At 74.1% G+C, this 24167-nt stretch carries 18 protein-coding genes; 5 read left to right on the forward strand and 13 right to left on the reverse strand.

The genetic code is table 11. From position 1 onward, the window contains the following. Nucleotides 1-159 precede the first annotated feature (159 nt). Complete coding sequence (locus tag E5082_RS23495; RefSeq protein ID WP_135793247.1) at nucleotides 160-1986, forward strand: ricin-type beta-trefoil lectin domain protein; 1827 nt, start codon at nucleotides 160-162, stop codon at nucleotides 1984-1986. A 9-nt stretch (nucleotides 1987-1995) separates the two neighbouring features. Here the strand turns inward: E5082_RS23495 and E5082_RS23500 are convergent, their stop codons facing one another. The 4 genes from E5082_RS23500 to E5082_RS23515 form a co-directional block, all read right to left on the reverse strand. Continuing rightward, the gene (locus E5082_RS23500; RefSeq protein ID WP_135793248.1) at nucleotides 1996-2487 is read right to left on the reverse strand and encodes a universal stress protein; all 492 of its coding nucleotides are present in this window, start codon (nucleotides 2485-2487) and stop codon (nucleotides 1996-1998) included. 29 nt (nucleotides 2488-2516) lie between these two features. Beyond that, the gene (locus tag E5082_RS23505) at nucleotides 2517-3770 is read right to left on the reverse strand and encodes an arsenic transporter (RefSeq protein WP_135793249.1); all 1254 of its coding nucleotides are present in this window, start codon (nucleotides 3768-3770) and stop codon (nucleotides 2517-2519) included. A 91-nt stretch (nucleotides 3771-3861) separates the two neighbouring features. Continuing rightward, nucleotides 3862-4566: a DUF4232 domain-containing protein gene (locus E5082_RS23510; RefSeq protein ID WP_135793250.1), complete on the reverse strand. Its 705-nt coding sequence runs from the start codon at nucleotides 4564-4566 to the stop codon at nucleotides 3862-3864. A gap of 187 nt (nucleotides 4567-4753) precedes the next feature. Beyond that, complete coding sequence (locus E5082_RS23515) at nucleotides 4754-6130, reverse strand: serine/threonine-protein kinase (protein ID WP_135793251.1); 1377 nt, start codon at nucleotides 6128-6130, stop codon at nucleotides 4754-4756. Nucleotides 6131-6177: 47 nt separating this feature from the next. On the opposite strand from E5082_RS23515, the gene E5082_RS23520 reads away from it, so the two are divergent. Next, nucleotides 6178-6726 carry an RNA polymerase sigma factor gene (locus tag E5082_RS23520; RefSeq protein WP_135793252.1) on the forward strand — a complete coding sequence of 183 codons (549 nt, stop codon included), beginning with the start codon at nucleotides 6178-6180 and terminating at the stop codon, nucleotides 6724-6726. A gap of 28 nt (nucleotides 6727-6754) precedes the next feature. Here E5082_RS23520 and E5082_RS23525 read toward each other — a convergent pair whose 3' ends face one another. Beyond that, entirely contained in the window at nucleotides 6755-8374 is a 1620-nt protein-coding gene (locus E5082_RS23525; RefSeq protein WP_135793253.1) for a multicopper oxidase family protein, read from the reverse strand. Between the two features lie 161 nt (nucleotides 8375-8535). Between E5082_RS23525 and E5082_RS23530 the strand changes: the two genes are divergently transcribed. The 3 genes from E5082_RS23530 to E5082_RS23540 all read left to right on the forward strand — a co-directional run bounded on the left by E5082_RS23530 (nucleotide 8536) and on the right by E5082_RS23540 (nucleotide 11086). After that, nucleotides 8536-8778 carry a hypothetical protein gene (locus E5082_RS23530; protein ID WP_135793254.1) on the forward strand — a complete coding sequence of 81 codons (243 nt, stop codon included), beginning with the start codon at nucleotides 8536-8538 and terminating at the stop codon, nucleotides 8776-8778. 6 nt (nucleotides 8779-8784) lie between these two features. Beyond that, nucleotides 8785-9162, forward strand: coding sequence for a toxin Doc (locus tag E5082_RS23535; RefSeq protein ID WP_135793255.1), 378 nt, complete (start codon nucleotides 8785-8787; stop codon nucleotides 9160-9162). Nucleotides 9163-9535: 373 nt separating this feature from the next. Beyond that, entirely contained in the window at nucleotides 9536-11086 is a 1551-nt protein-coding gene (locus E5082_RS23540) for an RICIN domain-containing protein (protein WP_135793256.1), read from the forward strand. Nucleotides 11087-11269: 183 nt separating this feature from the next. Here the strand turns inward: E5082_RS23540 and E5082_RS23545 are convergent, their stop codons facing one another. The 8 genes from E5082_RS23545 to E5082_RS23580 form a co-directional block, all read right to left on the reverse strand. Beyond that, entirely contained in the window at nucleotides 11270-12664 is a 1395-nt protein-coding gene (locus E5082_RS23545; RefSeq protein WP_135793257.1) for an MFS transporter, read from the reverse strand. Nucleotides 12665-12963: 299 nt separating this feature from the next. Then, nucleotides 12964-14427 (reverse strand): 3-hydroxybutyrate oligomer hydrolase family protein, encoded by a 1464-nt coding sequence (locus E5082_RS23550; protein WP_135793258.1) that lies wholly within the window; start codon nucleotides 14425-14427, stop codon nucleotides 12964-12966. A gap of 284 nt (nucleotides 14428-14711) precedes the next feature. Then, nucleotides 14712-16190, reverse strand: a complete 1479-nt coding sequence (locus tag E5082_RS23555; RefSeq protein WP_135793259.1) for an extracellular catalytic domain type 1 short-chain-length polyhydroxyalkanoate depolymerase — start codon at nucleotides 16188-16190, stop codon at nucleotides 14712-14714. Between the two features lie 472 nt (nucleotides 16191-16662). After that, entirely contained in the window at nucleotides 16663-17067 is a 405-nt protein-coding gene (locus E5082_RS23560; RefSeq protein WP_135793260.1) for a hypothetical protein, read from the reverse strand. 45 nt (nucleotides 17068-17112) lie between these two features. Further along, complete coding sequence (locus tag E5082_RS23565; protein ID WP_135793261.1) at nucleotides 17113-18279, reverse strand: lactate 2-monooxygenase; 1167 nt, start codon at nucleotides 18277-18279, stop codon at nucleotides 17113-17115. 46 nt (nucleotides 18280-18325) lie between these two features. Further along, entirely contained in the window at nucleotides 18326-19606 is a 1281-nt protein-coding gene (locus E5082_RS23570) for an MFS transporter (protein WP_135793262.1), read from the reverse strand. A gap of 69 nt (nucleotides 19607-19675) precedes the next feature. Beyond that, nucleotides 19676-20821 carry a tetratricopeptide repeat protein gene (locus E5082_RS23575; RefSeq protein ID WP_135793263.1) on the reverse strand — a complete coding sequence of 382 codons (1146 nt, stop codon included), beginning with the start codon at nucleotides 20819-20821 and terminating at the stop codon, nucleotides 19676-19678. A 39-nt stretch (nucleotides 20822-20860) separates the two neighbouring features. Next, on the reverse strand, nucleotides 20861-24157 hold the full coding sequence (locus E5082_RS23580; protein ID WP_135793264.1) for a CHAT domain-containing protein: 3297 nt from the start codon (nucleotides 24155-24157) through the stop codon (nucleotides 20861-20863). Between the last annotated feature and the right edge of the window lie 10 nt (nucleotides 24158-24167).

Genomic DNA, 24167 nt, shown 5'->3' on the forward strand with positions numbered 1-24167 from the left:
ACGGGAGATCCCTTGTTCCGCCCTGTCGCCCTGTGCGAAAGTGTGCGTCTTCGTGACGGAGGCGATCGCCCTTCCCCGAAAGGGAGTTGACATCACCTCGTCCGCCATCCTGCCGACTGGTACAGACCTGATTCCGTGTGGATTCTGGAGGAACAGCGCGTGAAGGGCGAAGGGCCGTCGAATTCCCGGAATTCCGTCGGGCCGTTCGGTATATCCGACGGCGAACTCAGTGCGGAACTCCAGAAGTGGACGGGATCGGCGTCCGCCCTCCACCCCGTCGGCGAACTCCTCGACCGGCACTGGGCCGCCGCCTTCGCCTACGCCCGGCTGTGCGCCGACGGGCCCCGCGCGGCCGGCATGCTGACCACGGCCGCGTTCACCCGGCTGTTCGGCGAGTCGCTGCACCAGGCCGGCCCTTCCGCCGCCTGGCGGCCCCAACTGCTGGTCACCGTACGGCGCATCGCCGCCGAGTGGGACACCGACGGCCGCCAGGAACTCCTGCACCCCGCGCTGCGGCCCGACCCGGCGAGCGGGGAGCGCGTCGCCGGCCGGCTGCTCCCGCCGCCGGGCCGACGGCTGCTGGCCCGCGCCTTCCAGCGGCTGCCCCAGCCCTCCCGCGCGGTGCTCTGGCACACCGAGGTCGAGGGCGAACCCCTTGCCGTGCCCGCCGCGCTGCTCGGGCTGGACGAGGAGAGCACGGCCGTCGAACTCGTCCGCGCACGCGAACGGTTGCGCGAGGAGTGCCTGCAGACCCACCGCGAACTCGCCCCCGACGCCGAGTGCGGACGCTATTTGCGGATGCTGGACGTCACCTTCCGGCGCGGCGGCGGACTCGCCATGGACCCGGACCTGCGCGGTCACCTGGACGGCTGCGGCCACTGCGCCCGCACCGCCGACCAGCTCGCCCGCTTCCACGACGGACTCCCCCTCGCGCTCGCCGAGGCCGTGCTCGGCTGGGGCGCCGCCGCCTACCTCGCCGCCCGTGCCGACGACAGCGCCGCACCGCCCGCACCGGCGCCGCCCCTGCCCGCCGGCGGCGAGGAGTTCGTCCCCCCGCCGGCACCCGCCGAGGCGGACCGGGCTCCCGTGAGCCGTACCGCCCACCGCGCGGCCCGGCGGGTCCGGCGCCGCAATGTCTCGCTGGCCGTCGCCACCGTCGGCGCCCTCGTCGCGCTGCCCCTGGTGCTGTGGTCGGTGCTCGGCTCCGACGACGGCCCCACCACCGCCCACGACGCCACCCCCTCCCCGGCGCCGGACACCTCCGGGCCCGCGCCGCAGCCGTCCTGGGCGGGCGCGGACGGCAACCGGCCGACCGTCCGGGGCCGGCTGCACAACGTCGCCTCCGGGCGCTGCGTCGGCATCGTCGGGAAGAAGGCCGTCGAGGGCGCCGAGACCGAGGTCGTCACCTGCTCCACGGCACCCGGCCAGCGCTGGCGGTACGAGGCGGACGGCCGCCTGCGCAGCGACGCGGCGCCCGCCCTCTGCCTGGACTCCCGCCTCGGCTACTCGGTCCGGCTCGCCCCCTGTTCGGCCACCGGCACCGACGGCCGCTTCATCCGCTACGACTTCACCCTCCAGGGCACCCTCGTGCCCCGCTGGAACCAGAACCTCGCCCTCACCCCGGCCGCCACCGACGGCTCCGGCGCGCTGGTGCTGAAGAACCGCGCCGAGACCGCCGTCCAGCGCTGGGTCGTGGACACCGCCCGCAACGACCCGCAGATGGAGGTCGTCAACTGGGACAAGGGCAGCCCGACGGCCTCCGCTCACCGCACTCCGGCCAAGCCGGCCCCCACCACGAACTCCGCGAGCCCGACGTCGAGCCCGACGCCCACGGCCACGCCCTCCGCCAGTCCCACGCCCGGCGCGTCGGCCGACGACACCTGCCCCCCGTACCGGGACCGCTGCGGCTGGGACGGCGGGGGAGACGGGCGCCGGTACGAGGGCGGCGGCTACGGCGGCGGGGGCTACGGGGGCCGGCACCGCTGAACCGTCACCTCAGCGGTGGTGCGGCGGGGGTGGGATCGTGCCCAGGCCGGGAGCCTGTCCGGGCCAGACCAGCAGGACCGGGCACGGCGCGTGGTCGACGACGAAGCGCGCGGCGGGGCCCAGGCTGTGGGGGCCGAGGCGGGAACGGTCGCCGTCGCGGGCGAGGACGAGGAGGCCCGCGCCCTCGGCCGCCGCGACCACCTCGCGCTCCGGGCGGCCCGCGCGCTCCTCGCGCACACAGGGGCGGCCAAGGCGTTCGGCGGCCGCGTCCAGCAGCTCCGCCGCGGAGCCGTCGCCGAGGGCCTCGACACGGTCGCCCGGATCGGTCTCCCAGGCCCGCCCGCGCCCCATCAGCCCCGCGAACGCGCCGTGCGCCACACCGGGCACCTCTGGCCCCGACACATGCAGCAGCACCACCTCACGGGCGTGCGGGGCGTGCACGCGCACGGCGTCCACACAGGCGGGCCAGGTGCCCTCGACGAGCCAGACGACCGCACGCATCCCATGTCCTCCTCGGTCCACGCCACCCGTCAGATGAGCCGCAGCGCCCCCCACAGTGCCACCACCGACACCGCCAGCGCCGAGGGCACGGCGATCAGGCCCAGCCGGGTGAACTCCCCGAGGTCCACGCCCTCGTCGTGCTGGTGCACGATCCGCCGCCACAGCAGGGTGGCCAGCGAACCGGCGTAGGTGAGGTTCGGGCCGATGTTCACGCCCAGCAGCACCGCCAGCACCGCACCCGCCCCGCCGGGGGCGGCCAGCGGCAGCAGCACCAGCACGGCGGGCAGGTTGTTGATCAGGTTGGCCAGTACGGCGGCCAGCGCGGCGATCCCCAGCAGCGCGAGCAGCCCGCTCCCGGACGGCAGCAGATGCCCGAGCGCGTCCGAGAGGCCGTTGTCCACGACCGCCCGCACCACCACGCCCAGCGCCAGCACGAACGCCAGGAACGGCGGCGCGGCCGCCCGCACCACGGACAGCGGGGTCGCCTGCCGCCGCACCACCGCCCGCCCGGCCATGACCAGCGCGCCCGCCGCCGCCGCCCACGCCGGATCGACGCCGAACGCCGACGTCACCACGAATCCGGCCAGGGTGCAGCCGACGGTCACCAGCGCGAACACCGGCATCGGTGGCTCCTCGCCGGTGTCCCGCGCGGCCGGCGCCGCCGCCGACAGATCGCGGCGGAAGAAGCGCCGGAACACCACGTACTCCACGCCGATCGCGGCCAGCCAGGGCAGTGCCATCAGCGCGGCGAACCGGGTGAAGGACAGCCCGCTCGCCGTAAAGGCCAGCAGGTTCGTCAGATTGGACACCGGCAGCAGCAGTGACGCCGTGTTCGACAGATGCGTGCACGCGTAGACGTGCGGCTTGGGGCGGACGCCGGAGCGGGCGGCCGTGGCGAACACCACCGGGGTGAGCAGCACGATCGTCGCGTCCAGGCTCAGTACGGCCGTGATCACCGAGGCCAGCGCGAACACCGCCGTCAGCAGCCGTACCGGCCGCCCCCGCGACCAGCGGGCCATCCACGCCCCGCAGGCCCGGAACAGGCCCTCCACGTCGCAGAAGTGGGCCAGTACGAGCACCGCGGCCAGGAATCCGACCACCGGGCCCAGCCGGGCCACCTCGTCGCGGGCGTGGTCCAGGGAGATGGCGCCGGTGAGGATGGCGATCCCGGCGGCGGGCACCGCGAGGACGGCCTCGGTCCAGCCGAAGGGCCGTACCACCGCCCAGGCGAGCACGGCGACGAGCAGGACGGCCGACAGAGCCTCGGCGAGCGGGGTGTTCAGGGGGATCCTCCGGATCGGTGGTGATGTGCCCGCTCATGAAAACAGACCCCGGTGCGCCGGGCCGACCGGGACCCGGCGCCGTCCGGCCCGGTCAGGCGCCCGAACCGGGGGCGAAGACGGTCAGGCGCACCGAGGAGGAGTTCCCGGAGACCGGTACCGGACCGCCCGTCCAGGTCACCTTCAGCGGGTCCCGCTCATCGGGCGGGGTGACCACCAGCGAGGTCGGCTTCTGCGACTTCGCGCCGCTGACCTGCGGGTTGGAGAAGGTCAGCCCGGCCCAGGCGCTCTGGCCGGGGCGGAGGGTGACCGTCACCGGGGAGCCCGGGGTGCGCTCGGGGTCGCGGCCGAGCTGGGTGCCGGAGGCGTTCACGAAGGCCGCGCCCGGATAGCCGCGCAGGGTGCAGGTGCGGGGCGACCTGTTGGTGAGGACGACGGGGAAGTTCTCCTGCCCGGCGCCCGGATCGTTCCGGCCCACGGCGGCCCGTAGCTCCGAGGTGTGGCAGCGGGTGCTCCTGGCGCTGTCGGGCCTGACGGTCTTCGTCGCCGTGTCCGGCGCCGAGCTGGGGGTCGTGGTGCCGCCGCTCTGGGTCACCGGCGAGGGGGTGCCGGCCGCGTCGGGCGAGCCGGTGGACTCGGCCGGGGCCGACGTCTCGGTCGCGGGGGCCGCCGAGCCGGACACCGTCTTCGCCGGGGCCGCGCCCACGTCACCGTTGCCGCAGGCGGTCAGGAGGCCCAGTACGGCGGCGGAGCCCACGAGCAGGGTCCCGCACCGCCTGGCCGGGGATGAGTTCGCCATGTCGCACAAGCCTCCCTGTAATCCACGGCGCGCGAGGTCCGCGTGCCGTCGGCGCCGGATGCGCCGTCACAGCTTCCGATGCGCCGTGCGGCGGAAAAGTTCGGGACGAGGCAGAAAAACTTCCGCGCCTGAAGAAGTCTCCGCTCAACGGGGCCTCCCCGCCACGCCGGACGAGGGTTCCCCCCGATCAGGTGACCCGGAGCGAGCGGAGTATGCCGTCGGTGGCGTCCGGGCCGCCGTGCTGGCGCACCTGCACGTACACCTGCGGGCCGTGCGCGCCGTCCGAGGGGCGCAGCGCGGACTCGGTGACCGAGCCCCCGCCCGCGCAGCCGCTCCACACCCGGACCGTGCCCCGCCATCCCGGCCCGGTGAACGCGTGCCGGTCCGCGCCCCGGCAGCCGGAGTGCGCCAGGGCGCCCACCCGGCCGGTGAGATCCCCCTCGCCCACGCCGACGAAGACCCCGTTCACCGGCTCCCCGAGGTCGGACCAGCGGGACAGGTCGTCGGCGACCACCAGCCCCGGCTCCTTGCCGCCGGACAGCCCGAGGACGCGCGGGTCCCACCCGGAGTCGCGCAGCTCCCGGTCCCAGCCCGCGGGCACCTCGACGGCGATACGGCCGGAGGCGTCCCGTACCCGCGCCGCGCCGGCGCCCCCGGCGGGCCGGTGCGGGAACAGCGCCGCCACGCTCCCGGCCGCCACGAGGGCAAGCGCGGCCGCCATGACGAGGACCGCGCGCCTGCCCCGCACCGCGCCGGACCACCTGGGCCGGGCAGGGGCCGCCGCCAGCCGGTCCAGCTCGTCGGCGAACGCCCGCGCGGAGGGCCAGCGCCGCTCGCGGTCCGGCTCCAGCGCCCGCAGCACCGCCCGCTCCACTGCGGGGTCCAGGTCCGGCCGCAGACGGCTCGGCGGCAGCACCCTGCCCGGCGGGCCCGGCACGGTCCCGGTCAGCAGCTCGTAGCCCACCGCGCCCAGGCCGTAGACGTCGGCGCGTTCGTCGATGCCGGCGCCCGGCTCGGCCTGCTCCGGGGGCTGGTAGCCCGCCGAACCCGCCGCGAGGGTCAGCGCCGACGCCTGCGCCAGGCACTTGGCCAGCCCCAGGTCGGCCAGCAACAGCCGGCGCCCGCCGTCCGGGGCGGTGCGCAGCAGCAGGTTGGTCGGCTTGATGTCCCGGTGCACGATCCCCGCCTCGTGCAGCGCGGCGGCGCCCCGCGCGGCCAGCGCCGTCAGCTCCAGCGCCTCGGACACCGGCGGGGGACCGTCGACGCACAGGTCGGCGAGGGTGCCTCCGTCGGCGTACTCCATGACGAAGTACGGCCTGCCGTCGTCCAGTTCGCCGATGTCGTAGACCTGCACCACCCGGCTGGACCCCGCCCGGCGCAGCAGCCGCGCCTCGGCGAGGAAGCGCTCGCGCACATCGAGGCGGTGGGACCAGTTGTCGGCGAGCACCTTGACCGCCACCAGGGCGTCCAGTTCGTCGTCGTGGGCGAGCCACACCGTGGCGAACGCCCCGCTGCCCAGGCGATGTTGAAGGCGGTACCGGCCGATCCGCTCCGGGGGGTGCATACGACTATCATGCCTGGCCCGAGATCGACTCCGAGAGGAGAGCCGACGTGCCGGACGCCGCGACGGCCGAGGAGCTGGCCCGCCTGGCGGCCGCGGGCGACCGGGCTGCCCTGGACCGGCTGCTGGCCGGGCTGCGGCCGGAAGTGGTGCGCCGCTGCGGGCGCTTCCTGCCCTGCCGGGAGGACGCCGAGGAGGCCGCCCAGGACGTACTGCTCCAGGTGGCCCGGCACATCGGTGGCTTCGAGGGTCGCAGCCGTTTCAGCACCTGGCTCTACACGGTCGTCGCCAACTGCTGCCGGCAGAAGTACCGCGAGCTGAAGCGGCGGGCCGCCGAACAGCCGGCCCCCGCCGAGGTGCCGGAGGCCGCCGACCCGCGCACCACCAGCGTCATCGCGGGCTCCCGGGTCGATCTGCTGGAGGCGCTTGACCGGCTGGAGCGCGAGCACCCGCACCTGGTCGCCCCGCTGGTCTACCGCGACCTGTGCCAACTGGAGTACGCCGAGGCCGCCGAACGCGCGGGCATTCCGCTGGGCACGCTGAAGTCCCGGCTGCACGAGGCCCGTAGGCTGGTACGGCCCTGGCTGCGCGCCCAGTGACCCGCCACCGGGGCGGGTCGGGGGAGGCTCACTTCTTGTAGCCGAGCACCGTCATCATGCCGCTCTCCGAGTGGTACTGGTTGTGGCAGTGCAGCATCCACAGACCGGGGTTGTCGGCGTCGAAGTCGATGACCAGCTTGCGGTGGGGGAGCACCACGGCGGTGTCCTTGCGGGCGCCCACCGCGTCGAGGCCGGTCAGTGCGAAGGTGTGGCCGTGCAGATGCAGCGGGTGCCACATGTCGGTGGCGTTGATCAGGGTCATCCGCACCCGCTCCCCGGCCCGCACCGCGTGCCGTTCACGCACGTCGTACTGCTTGTGGTCGAAGCCCCAGTCGTACCTCGCCATGGTGCCGGTGACCTTGATGCGCATCTTGCGGTCCGGCTCGCGGTGGTCAAGGGCGACGGAGTCGGCGGGCACCAGACGGCGCGCCGGAAGCACCTCGCCGTCCAGCTCCGGCACCTTCACACCCGCAGGTGGAACGGTTCTGCCGTTGTCCGTACGGAGCACCGCGAGCGCCTGCCCGCTCTTGCCCTCGGCCAGCGCGACCAGCGGGAACACCCCGTCCTTGGCGGTGATCAGCACGTCGTACCGCTCCGCCATGCCGACCAGCAGCGCGTCCGTCTCCCGGTGCTGGACCGGGTAGCCGTCGGTGTGCGTCACCGTCAGCCTGTGGCCGCCGAGCGCCACCCGGAAGGCGGTGTCCGAGCCCGCGTTGATGATGCGCAGCCGCACCCGCTCGCCGGGACGGCACTTGAACGAGGTCGGCGCGCCCGGCCGGCGCCCGTTGATCAGGTAGATCGGGTACGAGACATTGCCGCCGACCCCGTCCAGGATGCGGCTCCGGGACCCGTGCAGCATCCGGTTGGGGCCGGTGTTCTTCGGCGGGCTGGGCATGGCCGACATCGGGGGCTCGTGCGGGTGGGCGGTCGGGCGCCGCTCGGGGCCCATCATCGCCATGCCGCCCCCCGGCTTGAGCTGCTGCAGCACCTTCTCCGGGGTGGAGCCGTCGACGCCGTCCACCCAGTCGTCGAGGACGACCACCCACTCCTTGTCGTACTTCAGCGGCTCCCTGGGGTCGTCCACCACGAGCGGCGCGTACAGGCCCCGGTCCGGCTGCATGCCGACGTGGCTGTGCAGCAGGTAGGTGCCGGGATGGGCGACGGTGAAGCGGTAGTTGAAGTCCATCCCGGACGGGATGGAGTCCTGGGTGAGGCCCGGTGTGCCGTCCATGTCGCAGCGCAGCCGGACGCCGTGCGAGTGGAGCGTGGTGGTCTCTGGCAGCCGGTTGGCGAGCGTGATGCTCAGCACGTCCCCGGCGGTCGCCCGCACCAGCGGTCCGGGCAGCGCGTCCTGGTAGGCCCAGGTGCGCACCGACCGGCCGCCCAGGTCCAGCGTGGTCGCACCGGCCGTGAGCGTGACCATGCGTACCCGGCCCGACCCGCGCCGCCGCTCGGCCGCACGGACCTCCGGACCCGAGGGTTCGACGTAACCCGCGGGCCCCGGCGGTACGAAGTTCCCCGCCGCCATCATCGTGCCGCGCGGTCCCGGCCGGGGCCGGGGGCCCGAGTCGGAGCAGGCGGCCAGGAGTCCCGCGCCCGCGGCAGCGAGCGGGACGCGGAGGAGAGTACGCCGCGAAGGTGTATGCATGTAGGAAATAAGACACTTTTTGTGCTCATATGTGATGGATCTGAGGGCGGCGCGTCTGCTGGTGTCGGCCCGGCGAAGTGTCCGGGGCGCCGGGTACCGGGGGAGTGCGCGGCTGATCTGGCTCGATTTACGGGTGAGTACCCTCGCGGTACCGTGAGGGCATGCCAGCTCTCAACGTGGAGTTCAGCGAGCGCGAACTAGCGGACTTGCGGGCGATCGCCAAGGAACGCGGTACGTCGATGAAGGCCCTGGTGCGGGAGGCGGCCGCGGCGGACATCGCCCGGCACCGGGCGCTGAAGGAGGGTGCGGAGACCTTCCGGGCCTTCTTCACCGCGCACGCCGAGGAGTTCGCCGCCGCCTTCCCCGACGACGAGGCCGTTCCGGCCAGGGGCGAGGCCGCCTGACCGGCGATGGCCCCCCTCATCCACATCGACGTCCCCTGGCTGCTCCAGCGTCATGAGGACGTCCTGCCCGAACAGCCCTCGGTGGACGACTTCTCCGCCCTGGTCGCCGCCGTCGCCCGGCACCGCGTCGACCCGCCCCGGCTCGGCGTCGACTCCGACCCCGCCTGGCGGGCTGCCGCCCTGCTGCACACCCTCGCCGTGCTCCGCCCGCTCCCCGCGGCCAACGCCCGCTTCGCCTGCGCCACCGCCGTCGCCTACCTGCACATCAGCGGCGCCGGCATCGACCCGCCGTACGGTGCCCTGGTGGACCTCGTCCGCGACCTGACCGACGGCCGCGCCGACGTGTACGGCGCGGCCGAACGGCTGAGGTCCTGGCGGATCTGACACCGCCCCGGCGGACGGGGGAAGCCGTACGGCGATCGGCCGGGGGGGCCTTCGCGAGGGCCGGGCACAGTCCACACCGGGCCGGCGTGGCGGGAGAAGGGTGCGCGCCGGGCCGTCCTGTGCGCGAGTTTCACACGGGGCGCACAGAACCCGACTTCCCTGCAAATCCGGTGATGTGGGACGCGCTCCTTGTTGCGTGTGGAGAAGTTGTGCGAGGGTTGACACTCCCGCGCGGGGGGTGAAGTCCGGAACCGATTCGGCGGTTGGGCCACCGGGCCGGGGGACGCCGGGGCGGAGCCGTGGGTCCCGTTCACTCCGTGCGCACCCCGGAGGACCGCTCCCACGCTCCGCACGCGCCAAAGGAAACCGCTCAGTGACCACCCCTCAGCCTCCCCTTCCCCCCTACCTGCCCGGCACGGCGGCGGGGGAGTCCGACGAGTCCACGGCCGCGCCGCTGCGCGCCGGTTCGGACACGGAGGCGTCCCGGTCCGCCGCCCTGCTGATGGCCCGGCACTGGCAGCCCGCCGCCGACTACGCCGTGATCTGCCTCGCCGGCCCGGGACCGCTGGCCCACATGGTCACCGCCGCCGTCTTCCACCAGGCCCTGGACCGGCTCGCTCTCGGCGAGCCCGCGGAGGCGCTGCGGCCCCGGCTGCTGGTGGCGGTACGGGACACCGTCCTCGACTGGGCGGCCACCGACCGCCTCACCGCCGCCCTGCCCGGCCTCGCCAAGCCCGCCGGGGGACGCGGGATGCGCGCCGCGAACTCCCTCACCCCGGAGAACCGCACCCTCGCCGAGCGCGCCTTCCACCAGCTGCCCCGGCTGGAACAGAGCCTCCTGTGGCACACCGAGGTCGAGGCCGAGCCCGTCACCGTGCCCGCCGCGCTGCTCGGCGTCGACCCGGTGGGCGCGGCCGCCGCGCTCGAACAGAGCCGGGAGAAGCTGCGCGCGGGTGTGCTGCGCGCACACCGCGAGCTGGCGCCCAGTGGGGAGTGCCGCCACTACAACCGGCTGCTCGATGTGCCGGTGCGCCGGGGCGGGGGCGTACTGCCCGATGTCCGCCAGCACTTGGACGCCTGCTCCTACTGCCGGTACGCCGCCGAACAGCTCGGCCAGATCGACAGCGGGGCCGGGCTGCTGCTCGCGGAGGCGGTCCTCGGCTGGGGCGCCCGCCGCTACCTCGACTCCCGGCCGGGGCGGGGCCAGGCCGCCGCCGCTCCGAGCGGCGTGCCGCGTTCCGGCGGACGGCGGCGGGCGGGCAAGCGGGCCGCGGGGCAGCGCGGTACCGGGTGGTCGCTGCGTACCGGGGCGGGTGTCGTCTCGGCCGGGCTGCTGGCGACCGGGCTGGCCTTCGCCGTCTGGCCCGAGGCGGAGGGCGGCCGCACCCCGGTGGCCTCCGCCGGGGCCGCCCCCGCCGCCGACCCCCGGACCGCCGAGCCGTCGGCGACCGCCTCGGCCACCCTGCCCGTGGCCGGCCGGCCGATCCGGCTGCGCAACGCGGGGGCCGCGCTGTGCCTGGGCATCAAGGGCGAGCCGGAGCGTGGCGGGCTGGTGACACTGGCCCTGTGCTCGGACGCCGTCACCCAGCAGTGGACGTACGACGCGGACGGCCTCCTGCACAGCCAGGCGGACCCCGAGCTGTGCCTCGACTCCCACGCCGACGCCGCCGTCGTCATCCTCGGCACCTGCGACGACGCGGGCACCGAGCGGGGGGAGGACGTGCGCTACGACCTCACGGTGCGGGGCGAGCTGCTGCCCCGCTGGGACGAGACCCTCGCGCTGGCCGCGGCGGACGCGCGTCCCGGCGCCGACATCGTGGTCTCGCTCCGCGATCGCTCCCCCGCCCAGCACTGGCTGACCGACACCCCGTCGGCCACCCCCGGCTCGCTGTCGGCGGCGGAGACCTCCGAGAGGCCGGCCTGATCGACGAGTACCGGCAACTCTTCGGCCGGGACCCCGAGTTCATCGACGCGCACAGCATCCGCGAGGACAGCGGATGCGTGCTGCGCCACGAGCGCACCTTCATGCGCCCCGCCGCGTTGTCGCCGGTTGCCTTGGCTTCGTCATGACGCCTTCCGAGCCGGGAGGGTCCGTCGCACAGGCGGCTCAGACGTCCTGGGCCGCCCGGTCCGGCACCGCCGCGGCGGGTACCGCCGCCGGGCCGGCTGCGACATGGCTCAGATCACGGCCACGGGTCTCCTTCAGGACCGCCACGGTGATCGTGGTGACCACGGCCGCCCCGGACACGTAGAGCGCGATCGGCGTGGAGCTGCCGAAATCCTTGAGCAGCTCGACCGCGATGATCGGAGCCAGCGCTCCGGCGACGATGGAGGCGAGCTGGGAACCCATCGAGGCGCCGGAATAGCGGACCTTGGTGTCGAACATCTCCGAGATGAACGCGGCCTGCGGCCCGTACATAGCGCCGTGCAGCAGCAGTCCCACGGTGACCGCCAGCGTGATCACTCCGAATGACTTCGTGTCCACCAGCCCGAAGAAGGCGAACGCCCACACGGCCATGCCCGCCGAGCCGATCAGGGTCACCGGCCTGCGGCCGATGCGGTCCGACAGCGCCCCCCACAGCGGGATGGCGAAGAAGTGCACGGCCGAACCGATCAGGACCGCGTTCAGCGCGACGCTCTTGGACAGGTCCAGGTGCTGCGTCACGTAGACGAGGACGAAGGAGGTGATGACGTAGTAGGAGATGTTCTCCCCGAAGCGGGTGCCGATGGCTCCGAGGACTCCGCGCCAGCTCCTGCGGAACACCTCCACGACGGGGGGCTGTTCCTTGACGCCTCGCGCCGCCTCCGCTTCCGCTTTGGCCTGCGCCTCCAGGAAGACCGGGGACTCGCTGACCGAGACGCGGATCCACAGCCCGATCATCACCAGGACACCGGAGAGCAGGAAGGGAACACGCCAGCCCCAGGACCGGAACGCCTCGTCGGACTGGACGGCTGCCAGCAGCGCCAGGACGCCAGTGGCCAGCAGGTTGCCGCCGGGGGCCCCGGACTGCGGCCAGGAGGCCCAGAAGCCGCGGTGCTTGTCGCCGCCGTGCTCGGAGACCAGCAGCACCGCGCCGCCCCACTCGCCGCCCAGCGCGAAGCCCTGGACCAGACGCAGCAGGGTGAGCAGGACCGGCGCGCCGACGCCGATCGCGTCATAGGTGGGCAGCAGGCCCATGGCGAACGTGGCGCCCCCCATCATCAGCAGGCTGACCACGAGCAGCTTCCTGCGTCCGACCTTGTCGCCGAAGTGCCCGAAGACGACGCCGCCCAGCGGCCGGGCGGCGAAACCGATCGCGTAGGTGATGAAGGCGATCAGCGTCCCCACGAGCGGGTCGCTCGTGGGGAAGAAGAGCGTGTTGAACACCAGCGCGGCCGCCGAGCCGTAGAGGAAGAAGTCGTACCACTCGATGGTGGTGCCGATCAGGCTCGCGCCGACGATCCGGGCTATGCCGCCGGAGCTGCCGCGGTCGGCCCGTCCGGCGGTCTGGGTGTCGTTCATCAGGGTCACCAGTTTCACTTGCGGGGACGTGTCGATCGGTGCCGAGTGCCGTCTTCCGAGGTGGCCTGCGCGGCGGGAGGCGCGCAGGCCACCGGTCGGAGAAGCAGAACGGCACGTCGGCCGACACGCGTGATGGCCGGAAACATAGAGTCCGTGTGCCATGAACATCTATGTGTGAGCCCACTACACCGATGGCCGTATGTGTGGGCTCTCGGACCACGTCGTGTGGTCAGGTGCCGTGCGTGGCCGTGGACGAGTCCACCGGACCAGGCGGGAGGACACAGCGGCGACCGTGCCGTTCAGCTTCGCTTCTCGCGGTCCAGCGGACAGGCGGTGAGCAGGGTCGCGCGATCCGCTCCCGCCGGACGGGTCACGGTGTGGTCCCCCGGGGGAAGGTGACTTCCGGTCAGCCAGCCCTCCAGCGCCGTGAAGGCGGAACGGTGACACGGCACCATAGGACGGAGCTTGTCCGGGAAGGTGTCCACCAGAGCGTCGGTGTGGGTGCCGTCCTCGATGCGGTAGTAGCGCAGCAGGGCGCCCCGTCCGGCCCGGTGGACCATACGGGCGTAGACGTCGGAGTCCTGACTGATCGGCAGCAGCACGTCCAGGGTGCCCTGAAGGGTGATGAGGGGTTTGCCGATGCGGCCGGTCAGGGCGATGCGGTCGACGGCACGGTGCACGGCCTGCGGCCGCGTCGTCCAGTCGTAGTCGGCGTCGCACGCCGGGGTGCCCGGCGCGCAGAACGGCGTTCCCGCCTCGGTCGCGCCGTCGTAGCCGGGGTCGATCTCCTCCCGGTAGACGCGCTGCGTCAGATCCCAGTAGACCGCGTGGTGAGAGGGCCACAGGAACTCCGAGCCGGCCGGATAGCCGGCCTTGTGCATGGCATCGAGGGCTGTCTGCGCGCCGGGTCCTCCGGCGGCGTACCGGGGGTAGTTCCGCAGGGCGGACGGCAGGAAGGTGAGCAGGTGCGGTCCCTCGGCACGCCAGAGGGTGCCTTCCCAGTCGACGCCGCCGTCGTAGAGCTCGGGGTGGTTCTCCAGCTGCCAGCGCACGAGGTAGCCGCCGTTGGACAGTCCGGTGGCGATGGTGCGGACCGGCGGCCGGTGGTAGCGCTCCGCGACGACCCGCCGTGCGGCCCGCGTGAGCTGGGTGAGGCGCGTGTTCCACTCGGCGATGGCGTCGCCGGGCCGGCGGCCGTCGCGGTGGAAGGCGGGGCCGGTGTTGCCCTTGTCGGTGGCGGCGTAGGCGTAGCCGCGCGCGAGCACCCAGTCGGAGACGGCCTTGTCGTTGGCGTACTGCTCCCGGTTGCCGGGGCTGCCGGCGACCACGAGTCCGCCGTTCCAGTGGTCGGGAAGGCGGATGACGAACTGGGAGTCGTGGTTCCAGCCGTGGCTGGCGTTGGTGGTCGAGGTGTCGGGGAAGTAGCCGTCGATCTGGATGCCGGGCACGCCCGTGGGTGTTGGCAGGTCCCTGGGGGTCAGTCCGGCGTAGTCGGCGGGGTCGGTGTAGCCGGAGGCCGCGGTCGTGGCCGTGGTCAGCCCGTCGAGGCAGACGGCCCGCTGGCGGGCGGCACCCGGTACGCGCAGCAGGGCGCTGCCCGCGCAGTGACCCACCGGTGCGCCGTCCCCCGTGGCTGAAGCCGCCGCGGTGGCCGGCACCGGAAGAAGCGAGGCGGAGGCCGCGAGCGACAGCGCAGCCAGGAGCCCTCGGCGTCGTGCGGGCCGGCCGCGGAGGGAGAGGACGGTGGTGCGGGAGGGGGGCATGCGAGACCTCCGGTGTGGAGTCGGATACGGCCGAGCCGGGTGGTGGGGCGCGGTCGTGATGGGCCGGGGTTGATCCGGGGCCGGGCGCGTCCGGAGGGACGGCGCGGGAGGCGCTCGCGTCACACCGGCCTCTCACGGCCGCGTCGCGGTCCGCCGGGCGGGTCCCCCGGGTTGGTGCGTGGTGAGGGACGTGTGCCGGCGGGCCCCGGCGGTGCTTCGCAGGACGGCACCGGCCACGGGGGCGGGACGTCGTCACGGATGCGGGGTGGCGGTTCCGCCCGGGGTCAGGGACAACCGCCGTCGGCGACGGTGAAGTAGCCCGTCGGCGACTCCTTCAGGGTGTGCGTGACGAAGGTGTTGTACAGGCCCATGTTCTGGTTCGACCCCTTGGCGTAGGTGTAGCCGCCGCCGGTCGTGGCCCGTCCCGCCTGGACGTGAGCGTAGTTGCTGCCCGTCCAGCAGGAGGCCGCCGTGCCGGTGGTGGCCGCGGTGACCGTCCCCGAGGGACTTCCGGCCACGCCGTGGGCGTCGCGCGCGGCGACGGTGTAGCTGTGCGAAGTGCCCGGCGCCAGACCGGTGTCCGTGTACGAGGTGCCGCTCGCCGTGCCGACCGGGCCTCCGTCACGCTGGACGACGTAGTCCGTGGCGCCGCTGACCGCGTTCCAGCTCAGGCCGATGCTGGTGGTGGTGGCCCCGGTCACCGCCAGCCCGGTGGGCGCCGGCAGCGATCCGGGCACCGTGCCCGAGCCGGCCAGGCCGAAGAATGCGGCGATCCAGTAGCTGGAGCAGATCGAGTCGAGGAAGTACGGCGCGCCGGTGCTGCCGCACTGCTGGGCGCCGGAGCCAGGGTCGACCGGGGTGCCGTGGTTGATGCCGGGTACACGGTTGACCTCGACCGCGACCGTGCCGTCGGCGGCCACGTACTCGTCGTGCTGGGTGGAGTCGGGACCGATGGCGGAGGTGCGGGTGGGCGTCTGGGACAGGCCGTGCACCGCGGTCCACTGGTCGCGCAGTTCCGTGGCGTTGCGCGGCACGACCGTCGTGTCCTGGTCGCCGTACCAGACGGCCACCCGCGGCCACGGCCCCGCGTACGTCGGGAAGGCGTCCCGCACGCGCTTCGCCCACTCACCCGGACTGAGGTCCACGCCGGGGTTCATGCAGGTGTAGGGGCTGTTGTCCTTCGTGCAGTCGTGGGGCAGACCCGCGACGACCGCACCCGCCGAGAAGACGTCCGGATAGGTGGCCAGCATGACCGCGGTCATGGCCCCGCCTGCGGACAGACCTGTCACGTAGACCCGCGAGGGGTCGGCGCCCAGGGCGGATACGGCATGGCCGGCCATCTGCCGGAGGGACAGGGCCTCACCCTGGCCGCGCTGGTTGTCGGTGCTCTGGAACCAGTTGAAGCACTTGTTCGGGTTGTTCGCCGACGTGGTCTCCGCGAGCACCAGCAGGAACTTGTCGCGGTCGGCGAGCTGGGGCAGTCCGGAGTTGTCCGCGTAGACCTGTGCGCTCTGTGTGCAGCCGTGCAGCGCGAGCACGACGGGTGCCCCGGCCGGCAGTCCCGCGGGACGGTAGGTGTACATGGTCAGCGCGCCGGGATTCGACCCGAAGGCGGTCACCCGGGTGAGCGAGACGGACGCCTGGGCGGTCGGGGCGGGACCGGCCAGGGCGGCGCCCAGGACGAGGAGGACGACGGCGACGAGGCGGAACACGCCACGGCGCCGCGGAGCCCGAGGCGGAGTCTTTCCCGAGGATGGTGTCATGTGCGGCTCCTTCGTGGGGCGTCCGGTGCACCGGCGGCGCCTCACGCAGCGCCAACCCACCGGGCGTGCCGGAACCGTAAGGTCGGGCCGGTGCGGACACCATGGCGCGGGACACCACAGTGGGGCCCGGGCGAGTCGGCACCGGGGGGATTGCGCCGTCCCCGGCCGTTCTGCTAGCCCGGCTGCCACGGTGACCGTCGTCCGCCCGGCCCGGTGGGCGCCGGACGGTGCACGGAGACGCCGGGGCGTCCGACGCCGTCCGCGCGGCGCACGACTGGACGGCGGTGCGCCCTCCACCCGTGACGGCGTCCGGCGGGCGGCACTTCAGCGGGCTGTTCCGCAACGAGGCTTTGCGGGCGGGCCGTTGTTCGGGGGGCGTGCGACGGCGCGAACGTTCCCGCCGAGCGGTCCCGGCCGCCCCGGCGGCCGTTCCGTCGACAGCGGTGCCCGTGCGTCCACCCGGTGTTCCCGGTCAGCGCAACCGCGCCCCTGCGTCGGCCAGCCGGGTGTGCCAGTCACGCATCAGCGCCAGGGCGCCGTCGTTGAGCAGCGTGTCCATCAACCCGCCGGCCGCGGCTGTTCCGGGTCCGGCCTGCTCCAGGACCCGGTGCTGCTCGGCGCTCGGCGAGGGCGACACGGAGGCGCCCCGCCCTACGAGGGCCCAGCGCCGTCCGTCGACGGCCAGCAAGAGGGTGCCGAGCCGGGTGAGACGGCCCGTCACCGTGCGCGGGTCCACCCGCAGGACGCTGCCGAGGGAACGGTCCCGCAGGTGCAGCTCGCCGGGGCGCAGAGTGGCCAGTACGGGCTGGCACCGGGTGCCGTTCCAGATGCTGCGCCGCCAGTGGACGATCCCCGCGTGGCCGGTCTCCGTGCTCATGCCGAAAATCATGGCATGGACACACGGAGCCTGGACGGAAGCGGCCTACGACTCCTCCGTCAGGACGGACGGGTTCAGGGTGGCGGGGGAGGCGTGGCCGGAGAGGGCCAGGGTCAGGTCGAGTTCCGCGAGGATGCCGCGGACGACGTGCTCGACGCCCGCCTGGCCGTCCAGCCCGAGCCCGTACGCGTAGGGGCGGCCGAGCAGGACCGCGCGGGCGCCCAGGGCGAGCGCCTTGGCGATGTCGTCGCCGGTGCGGATGCCGCTGTCGAACAGCACGTCGAGCCGGTCGCCGACGGCACCCACGACACCCGGCAGGGCGTCGGCGGCGGCGACGGAGCCGGCGACCTGGCGGCCGCCGTGGTTGGAGACCACGACCCCGTCCATTCCGGCGTCGGCGGCCGCGCGGGCGTCGTCCGGGTGCAGGATGCCCTTGAGGACGATGGGGCCGTCCCAGTGCTCCCGCAGGAACGCCAGGTCCGGCCAGGTGTGCCCGGCGTCCCCGAAGAGGCCGAGGAAGCGGAGTACGGCCGCGTTCGGGTCCTCCTCCACCGGCTTGGCGAGCCCTGCCCGGAAGGCGGGGTCGGTGAAGTAGTTGGCGGTGCCGACGCCGTGCAGGAACGGCAGGTACGCCCGGTCCAGATCGCGCGGGCGCCAGGACAGCAGCGGGGTGTCCAGGGTGACGACCAGCACCGAGAACCCGGCCGCCCGCGCCCGGCCCAGGAAGCTCCGGGTCACCTCGCGGTCGCTGCCCCAGTAGAGCTGGAACCACCGCTCGGCGTCCCCCATCGCCTCCGCGACGGTCTCCATCGGCGTGCTCGACGCCGACGACAGGATGAACGGCACGCCCTGCGCGGCGGCGGCCCGCGCGGCCCCGCACTCCGCGTCCGGGTGCATGATCGACAGCACGCCGACGGGCGCGAGGGCCAGCGGCGCGGGCAGCGTACGGCCCAATACCCTTACGGAGAGGTCGCGTTCCTCGACGTCCCGCAGCATGCGCGGTACGATCCTGCGGCGCTCCAGCGCGGTGCGATTGGCCCGCTCGGTGCTGCCGTTCCCGGCGCTCCCCGCGACGTACCCGACCGGGCCCGGCCCGAGCCGGTGCTCCGCCAGCTCCTCGAGCCGGGTCAGATCGGTGGGCAGCCGGGGGACTGTCCCGTTCATCCCGTTCAGATAGATCTCGTACTGAAAGTCGGCCCACCGAGCACCCACGCCGCCGCTCCTTTTCGCTGGGGTGTCATGCTCAGTTCAGTGTGCCTCAGGGGGTGGGTGTAGCCGCAGCCCGGTCGGTGGTGTGCACCTGGGCGCGGGGGAGTTCGCGCAGAGTGCGCAGGGGCGAGAGGAGCGCGGGCAGCAGGCTCAGGGTCATCCCGGCCGCGCCCACGCAGAGGGTGAGCCGGGCGCCGAGGAGCGACCCGGCGGCGCCGCCCAGCACACCACCCAGGGCGAGGCCGCCCCACGAGACGAACCTGGCGGTCGCGCTCATCCGGCCCATGAGCCGGTCCGGCGTCAGCGCCTGCTGGAAACTCGCCTGCGCCACCATCCGAACGACCCCGCCCAGCGACAGCGCGGCCAGCCCGAGCGCCGCCACCCAAACGCTCCAGCCGGGCTGCGCCAGAGCCATCAGGGCGGTCAACGGGCAGGTCACGAGCGGTGCGAGCCAGATGACCGGCCCCTGCCCGAGCCACCCCGACACCCTGGCCGCCAGCAGCGCGCCCAGCAGACTCCCGCATCCCATGCCCGACAGGACGAGGCCGATCCCGAAGGACCCGAGGTGGATCTCCCGCGCCAGGAACACCATCAGCATGGTCTGATACATCACCAGGAAGGTGTTGAACACCCCGTCCGTCAGTACGGTCGCGCGGAGCACCGGCCGGTGCAGGACGAATCTCAGCCCCTCCTTGATGTCCCGCCCCAGCCGGAGACGCTCGCCGCGCTCGGGTTGGGGTTCCCGCTTGCGGATGCCCGCGGCGAGCACCCCGGAGGCGGCCATCCCCGCCGAACTCACCAGCACCGCGACAGGTGCCCCGAGCCACCCGACCAACGGCCCCGCCACCGCCGGCCCACTGATACTCGTCACCGAACGGACCGCCGACAGCCGCGAGTTCCCCTCCAGGAGATGCTCGCGCCCCACCAGATGCGGCAGATAACTCACGTACGCCACATCGAAGAACACGGTCAGCACCCCGTGCGCCAACGCCACGGCATACAGCCACCAGACCGTCAGCACCCCCGCCCACCAGGCGAGCGGCAACGACAGCAGCACCGACCCCCGCAGCAGATCGGTACTCACCAACACCGACCGCTTCCGCACCCGATCGACCCAGGCCCCGGCCGGCAACCCCACCAACAGCGACCCCGCCACGGACGTCGTACTGAGCAGCCCCACCTGTAACTCCCCGACGTCCAACGCGACGATCGCGATCAACGGCAAGGTCAGGAAGACGACCCGATCCCCCAACTGTCCGAGCGCGGTAGCCACGAACAGCCGCCGGAAGTCGGGTTGACGGAGCAGACCGGAACGGTGGGACGAGAGCATGCGCACGACCTCGGGTGCGGGGGGAAGGACCGGTCAAGCCAACAGTGGGAGGGGCCAGGAGGGCAACGCTCAGGACGGGTTGTCCCGCAGCCAGGCCAGTCGTTCCGCTGTGGTGCGGGTCAGGGGGTGGTGGGGGCCGAAGGTGCGGGTGTAGTCCGTATGGCAGCGGGTGAGGAGGATGATGGCCTCCTCGTGGTCGCCGTTGTCGATCAGGACGTTGGCGAGGTTGTCGCGGGCGTGGAGGGTGTCGGGGTGGGATTCGCCCTTGTGGTGGGTGGTGAGGGTGAGGACTTCGCGGAGGGTGCGGGCCGCTTCGGCGTAGTGCTCGCGGGCGTGGAGGACGGCGGCGAGGTTGTTGCGGCTGGTGAGGGTGTCGGGGTGGGATTCGCCCTTGGTGCGCTGCTGGGTGGTGAGGACCGAGCGCATCACCGCCTCCGCCTCGTCCAGGCGGTCCAGTCGGCACAGGGCCGCGCCCAGGTTGGCGCGGGCGGCCAGGCCGGTGTCCTCGTCCTGGAGGCCCCGGCGCTCCAGCCTGGCGACGAGGGAGCGTAGTTCGCGTTCCGCCTCCGCCCAGTGGCCGGCCTTGACCAGGGCCGCCGCGTGGCTGCTGGTGGCGGAGAGGACCACCGGGTCGTCCGGACCGAGCAGGCGCTTGCGGCGTTCGAGCACGTCCCGGCGCAGGGCGGCCGCCTCCGGCTCGCGGCGCAGGTCCTCCAGCACCGAGGCCAGGCAGGACGCGCTGTCCAGGGTGTGCGGGTGGTCCGGCCCGAGGAGTTCGGCCCGGCTCGTCCACACGCTGCGCCACACCTCCTCCGACTTGCCCAGCTCGCCCGTCACATGCATCAGTCCGGCCAGGTCGGCGGCGGTCGTCAGGGTGTCCTCGTGGACGTAGCCGAGGGTCCGGGACTGGGTGTACACCAGGGACATCAGCCGCTCGCGCGCCTCCTCCTGGCGACCCTCCATGTGGGTCAGCACACGGGCGTAGTCGCGGAACGCCCGCAGTGTTTCCGGGTGTTCGGGGCCGAGCCGCTGACGGGCCGAGTTGGCGCGCATGCCGTAGAACTCGTGCGGGGGCAGGCCGACGCGGCTGATCTCCTCCTCGGTGCCGTCGTCGTTCAGCAGTGTGAAGACCAGGTCCGCAGCCGGGGGCAGTTCCGGTCCGGGGGTCTCCCGGCGACCGTCGTCCCCGCGTTTCCTGCGCCGTCCGAGGGTCATGTCCTGACCCCCTCCTCTTCTCGTCCGGCTCCTGAGGCCCTACGCCCCGGAGTGCACATGGGCGGCCCACAGGCTGGGGCTGCCGGGGAAGGCCGCCCGGCACTCCCGTACGGCGTGGTGCAGGGCGAGGGCCGCGTCCAGCTCCGCCGAGGCGGAGAGGGCGCCGCGCATCCCGCCGTACAGGGTCCGGGTCACGCGTACCGCGACGGCGTCGTGCACCGGCCAGAGGGTGCCGATCGCGTGCGGGTACCCGGCGGTCTGGAAGGCCGAGGTGATGTGGATCGACTCGTCCGCCAGCCGCTCGGAGCCCCGCGCCGTCTCGCAGGCGGACAGCACGGCGAGCCGGGCGTCCGGCAGCTCCAGCCGCGAGATGTGACGTACCGTCAGGGGGTTTTCCTGGTGGTCGTGCACCAGAAGCCGGGCCCCGGACGGGTCGTCCGGCTCGCTCACCCCGTGGCAGGCGAAGTGGACGTACGGATGGGCGGGCAGCGCCGCCATCACCCCGGCGAACGTGGCACGCGGGCCCGCGATCACCTCCGTCGGCAGCAGTGCGCTCAGCTCCCGCACCTCCCGGCGCACCCCACCGAGCCGGCGGGCGCCGGGCGCGTCGGGCACGACCACCGCGAGCACGCGCCCGGCAGGAGGCGGGCCGGCCGCACGGGCGCGGGCGTACGCCAGGGCACGGACGGTCGGCGTGTAGGAGGAGACCGCCCGGTCCAGCACCGTACGGGACGGGTCGCCGTGGTGACCGGACGCGTGCAGCGGCAGCGCGGCCAGCGGGCCGCCCGGCGACCACCACAGCCTCGGCCAGACACCGTCCGTCGGCGGGGCGGACAGCCTCAGCGCGTCGAGGACCGGCCCGGTGACGTGGTCCCACGTCCAGGCGAGCACCTCCGCGACCGTCTCCTGCGCGGCCCGCTCCCCGTCCGGTACGGCCGCGTCGGCGAGCGCGGTGCCGAGCCGGCGCGCCTGTGCCTCCACGGCGGCAGGTCCGGCGCCGGGCAGCGGGACCGGCAGCACCCGGCCCGGCAGCAGGACCAAGGCGTCGCTGCGATAGGGGCTCGCGTACACCAGGACCACCGGCCCCCGCCCGGCACACGCCCGCACCTCGGCGGTCGTCGGACCGTCCAGGAAGTCGCCGAAGCCCGGCAGGGTGCGGATCTCGGTGACCAGGTCCTGCCAGCGGGCCGCGAGCACGTGCCGCTCGTCGGTGTCCCGCTCGGCGGGGTCCAGCGCGTCGATGAGATCCCGCAGCTCCATGAAACGGTCGGCGGCTTCCGGATACGCCTCACGCAACCGCTCCAGCTCGGCGCGGGCCGAGATGGTCCGCCCGAGCAGCACCCCGCGCCCCTGCTCCAGCAGCAGCACCGCCTGGTCGAGCCGGCCCAGGTGCACCGCGCACGCGGCGGCGTCCGCGGCGAGCCCCTGCACACTGGTCAGCCCGTGCTCCTGGTCGTCGCGGGTGAGGCGTCTGCCGATGCTGAACGGCAGCAGGGCGAGGGCGAGTTCGAACCCGTCGAGCGCCTGCTCCCACCGGCCCGCGTCCGCCGCCGCGATGCCCCAGGAGTACGCGGCCCGCACGCGCTGCGCGGCGGGCAGCGCCGTGATCCCGGCGACCTGCCGGTAGGCGTCCTCCGCCGCGAGCAGCACCGCCGGGTCCTCGGTCATCGCGTGCAGGGCGCGCAGCGCGGAAGCGTACGACTGGAGCCGGTTGGCGGTGGGGGCCGCGCCGGGGGCCGACGCCCACACGGACCGGCCGAGCGTGGTCACCGCCTGGTTCAGCAGCGTCGGGTCCCCGGCCGCGCGGGCGCCCGTGAGCTGGGACAGGCCCAGGTTGTGCAGATAGTCGGCGTGCGCCGAGGTGCCGTACGCCGTCCGCTCCACGGCCTCGGTCAGCATGGCGGCCGACTCGGCGAGGTCGGCCGGGTCGCCGCCGGACCGGTACCGCTGGAAGAGGGCGTTGCCGAGGTGGTTCAGTCGCATGGCCCGCTCCGCGCCGCCCGGTGGAGTGCGGGCCAGCACGCGCCGGGCGGCCTCGACGGCCTCGGCGGCGGCGTCCGCGTCGCCGGTGCGGTCGTACCACGTCTGGAGGACCACGCCGAGGTTGGCGAGCTGGGTGTCGGAGTCCCTGGCCGTTCGGGGGGCGTTCAGCGCCGGCCGGGCCAGGTGGGCCGCCTCGCGCAGGGTCTCCAGGTCGCCGGTCTGGTGGTAGCGCTCGCGCAGGGCCAGGGCGAGGTTCGCCACCCGGCCCAGGTGGCCCTCCTCCTGCGGCGACGGCTCCGCGACGGCGGCGCGCAGAACGCGTACGGACTCGTCCAGCAGAGTCGCGTCGCCGGTGCGCTGGCCCAGCCGGTGCAGGGCGTTGCCGAGGCTGTTGAGCCGGTGCGGGCGGGCCCGGCTGCCCTCCGGTGTCTCCCCCACGGCCTCGCCGAGCAGGGCCACGGCCGCGCGCAGCGGCTCGGTGTCGTCGGTGTGCTCGGCCGCCAGCCGGAGGGCCACGCCCAGCCCGCTGAGGGCGGGCGCCCGTAGGGGATGACCCCTCGGGGCCGCGGCGAGGGCGGCGTCGTGGGCGGCGACCATGGCTTCGACGTCGGCCGGGGCGCCGGTGAGTTCGGCCTTCGTCCGGCAGGCCGTGGCCAGGTGGAGCAGGGCTTGTGGGCGGTGGGGCGCCGGGGTGTCCGCGAGGGCCGCGTTCAGCAGCTCGACGGCCTCGCGGGCCCGGGCGGGGTCCCGGTGCAGCTCGGCGGCGTGGCGGAGGCTCGCCGCCAGGTTGTTGCGTACGGTCGGCAGCTCCGGGGAGTCCTCGGGCAGCAGGGCCAGGGCCACCCGGCGCAGGTGCTCCGCCTCCGCGAGGTCGGCGGGGTCGCCCGTAGCCTCGCCGCGCTCGGCCAGCAGGCCGCCGAGGGTGTCGAGGATGAAGGGCCGGTTGTCCCAGCCGTGCATGGGCAGCTCGGCGGCACGGCGCAGGGCGGTGATGCCCGCCGCCAGGTCGGCCGGATCGCGGGTGAGCTCATGGCGGTCGGCCAGCATGCGGCCCAGGAGGCGGAAGTCCTGCTCGTCGGGAGCGGGGCCTGCCGTGAGCGCCTGTCCCTCGGTGATCGACTCGTCCAGGTCTCGCCGGTCGCGGAACGCCGACCAGCGCAGCACGAGGGTGCTGCGCAGTGCCGCCCGGCACGCGGTGGGGACGGCTCCCTCGGGGGGCGCCGCGCGCAGGGCCGCCCGGCAGATCCCGACCGCGCTGTCCAGCGGACGGCGGTCACCCGACCTGTTGAACTCGTCGACGAGCGCCGCCACTTGGCGGAGCGCGCGCCCAGCCGCTCCGTGCGCGTCCGACATGACCGGCCCC

Origin of the sequence: Streptomyces griseoluteus (genome assembly GCF_004784465.1) — a bacterium.
Lineage (GTDB): Bacteria > Actinomycetota > Actinomycetes > Streptomycetales > Streptomycetaceae > Streptomyces > Streptomyces griseoluteus.

Bases quoted from the DNA above. Each gene is read 5' to 3' on its own strand.
- E5082_RS23500 (WP_135793248.1), bottom strand. From the start codon at position 2,487: ATGCGTGCGGTCGTCTGGCTCGTCGAGGGCACCTGGCCCGCCTGTGTG.
- E5082_RS23510 (WP_135793250.1), bottom strand. From the start codon at position 4,566: ATGGCGAACTCATCCCCGGCCAGGCGGTGCGGGACCCTGCTCGTGGGC.
- E5082_RS23515 (WP_135793251.1), bottom strand. From the start codon at position 6,130: ATGCACCCCCCGGAGCGGATCGGCCGGTACCGCCTTCAACATCGCCTG.
- E5082_RS23525 (WP_135793253.1), bottom strand. From the start codon at position 8,374: ATGCATACACCTTCGCGGCGTACTCTCCTCCGCGTCCCGCTCGCTGCC.
- E5082_RS23530 (WP_135793254.1), top strand. From the start codon at position 8,536: ATGCCAGCTCTCAACGTGGAGTTCAGCGAGCGCGAACTAGCGGACTTG.
- E5082_RS23535 (WP_135793255.1), top strand. From the start codon at position 8,785: ATGGCCCCCCTCATCCACATCGACGTCCCCTGGCTGCTCCAGCGTCAT.
- E5082_RS23545 (WP_135793257.1), bottom strand. From the start codon at position 12,664: ATGAACGACACCCAGACCGCCGGACGGGCCGACCGCGGCAGCTCCGGC.
- E5082_RS23550 (WP_135793258.1), bottom strand. From the start codon at position 14,427: ATGCCCCCCTCCCGCACCACCGTCCTCTCCCTCCGCGGCCGGCCCGCA.
- E5082_RS23555 (WP_135793259.1), bottom strand. From the start codon at position 16,190: ATGACACCATCCTCGGGAAAGACTCCGCCTCGGGCTCCGCGGCGCCGT.
- E5082_RS23560 (WP_135793260.1), bottom strand. From the start codon at position 17,067: ATGAGCACGGAGACCGGCCACGCGGGGATCGTCCACTGGCGGCGCAGC.
- E5082_RS23570 (WP_135793262.1), bottom strand. From the start codon at position 19,606: ATGCTCTCGTCCCACCGTTCCGGTCTGCTCCGTCAACCCGACTTCCGG.
- E5082_RS23575 (WP_135793263.1), bottom strand. From the start codon at position 20,821: ATGACCCTCGGACGGCGCAGGAAACGCGGGGACGACGGTCGCCGGGAG.
- E5082_RS23580 (WP_135793264.1), bottom strand. From the start codon at position 24,157: ATGTCGGACGCGCACGGAGCGGCTGGGCGCGCGCTCCGCCAAGTGGCG.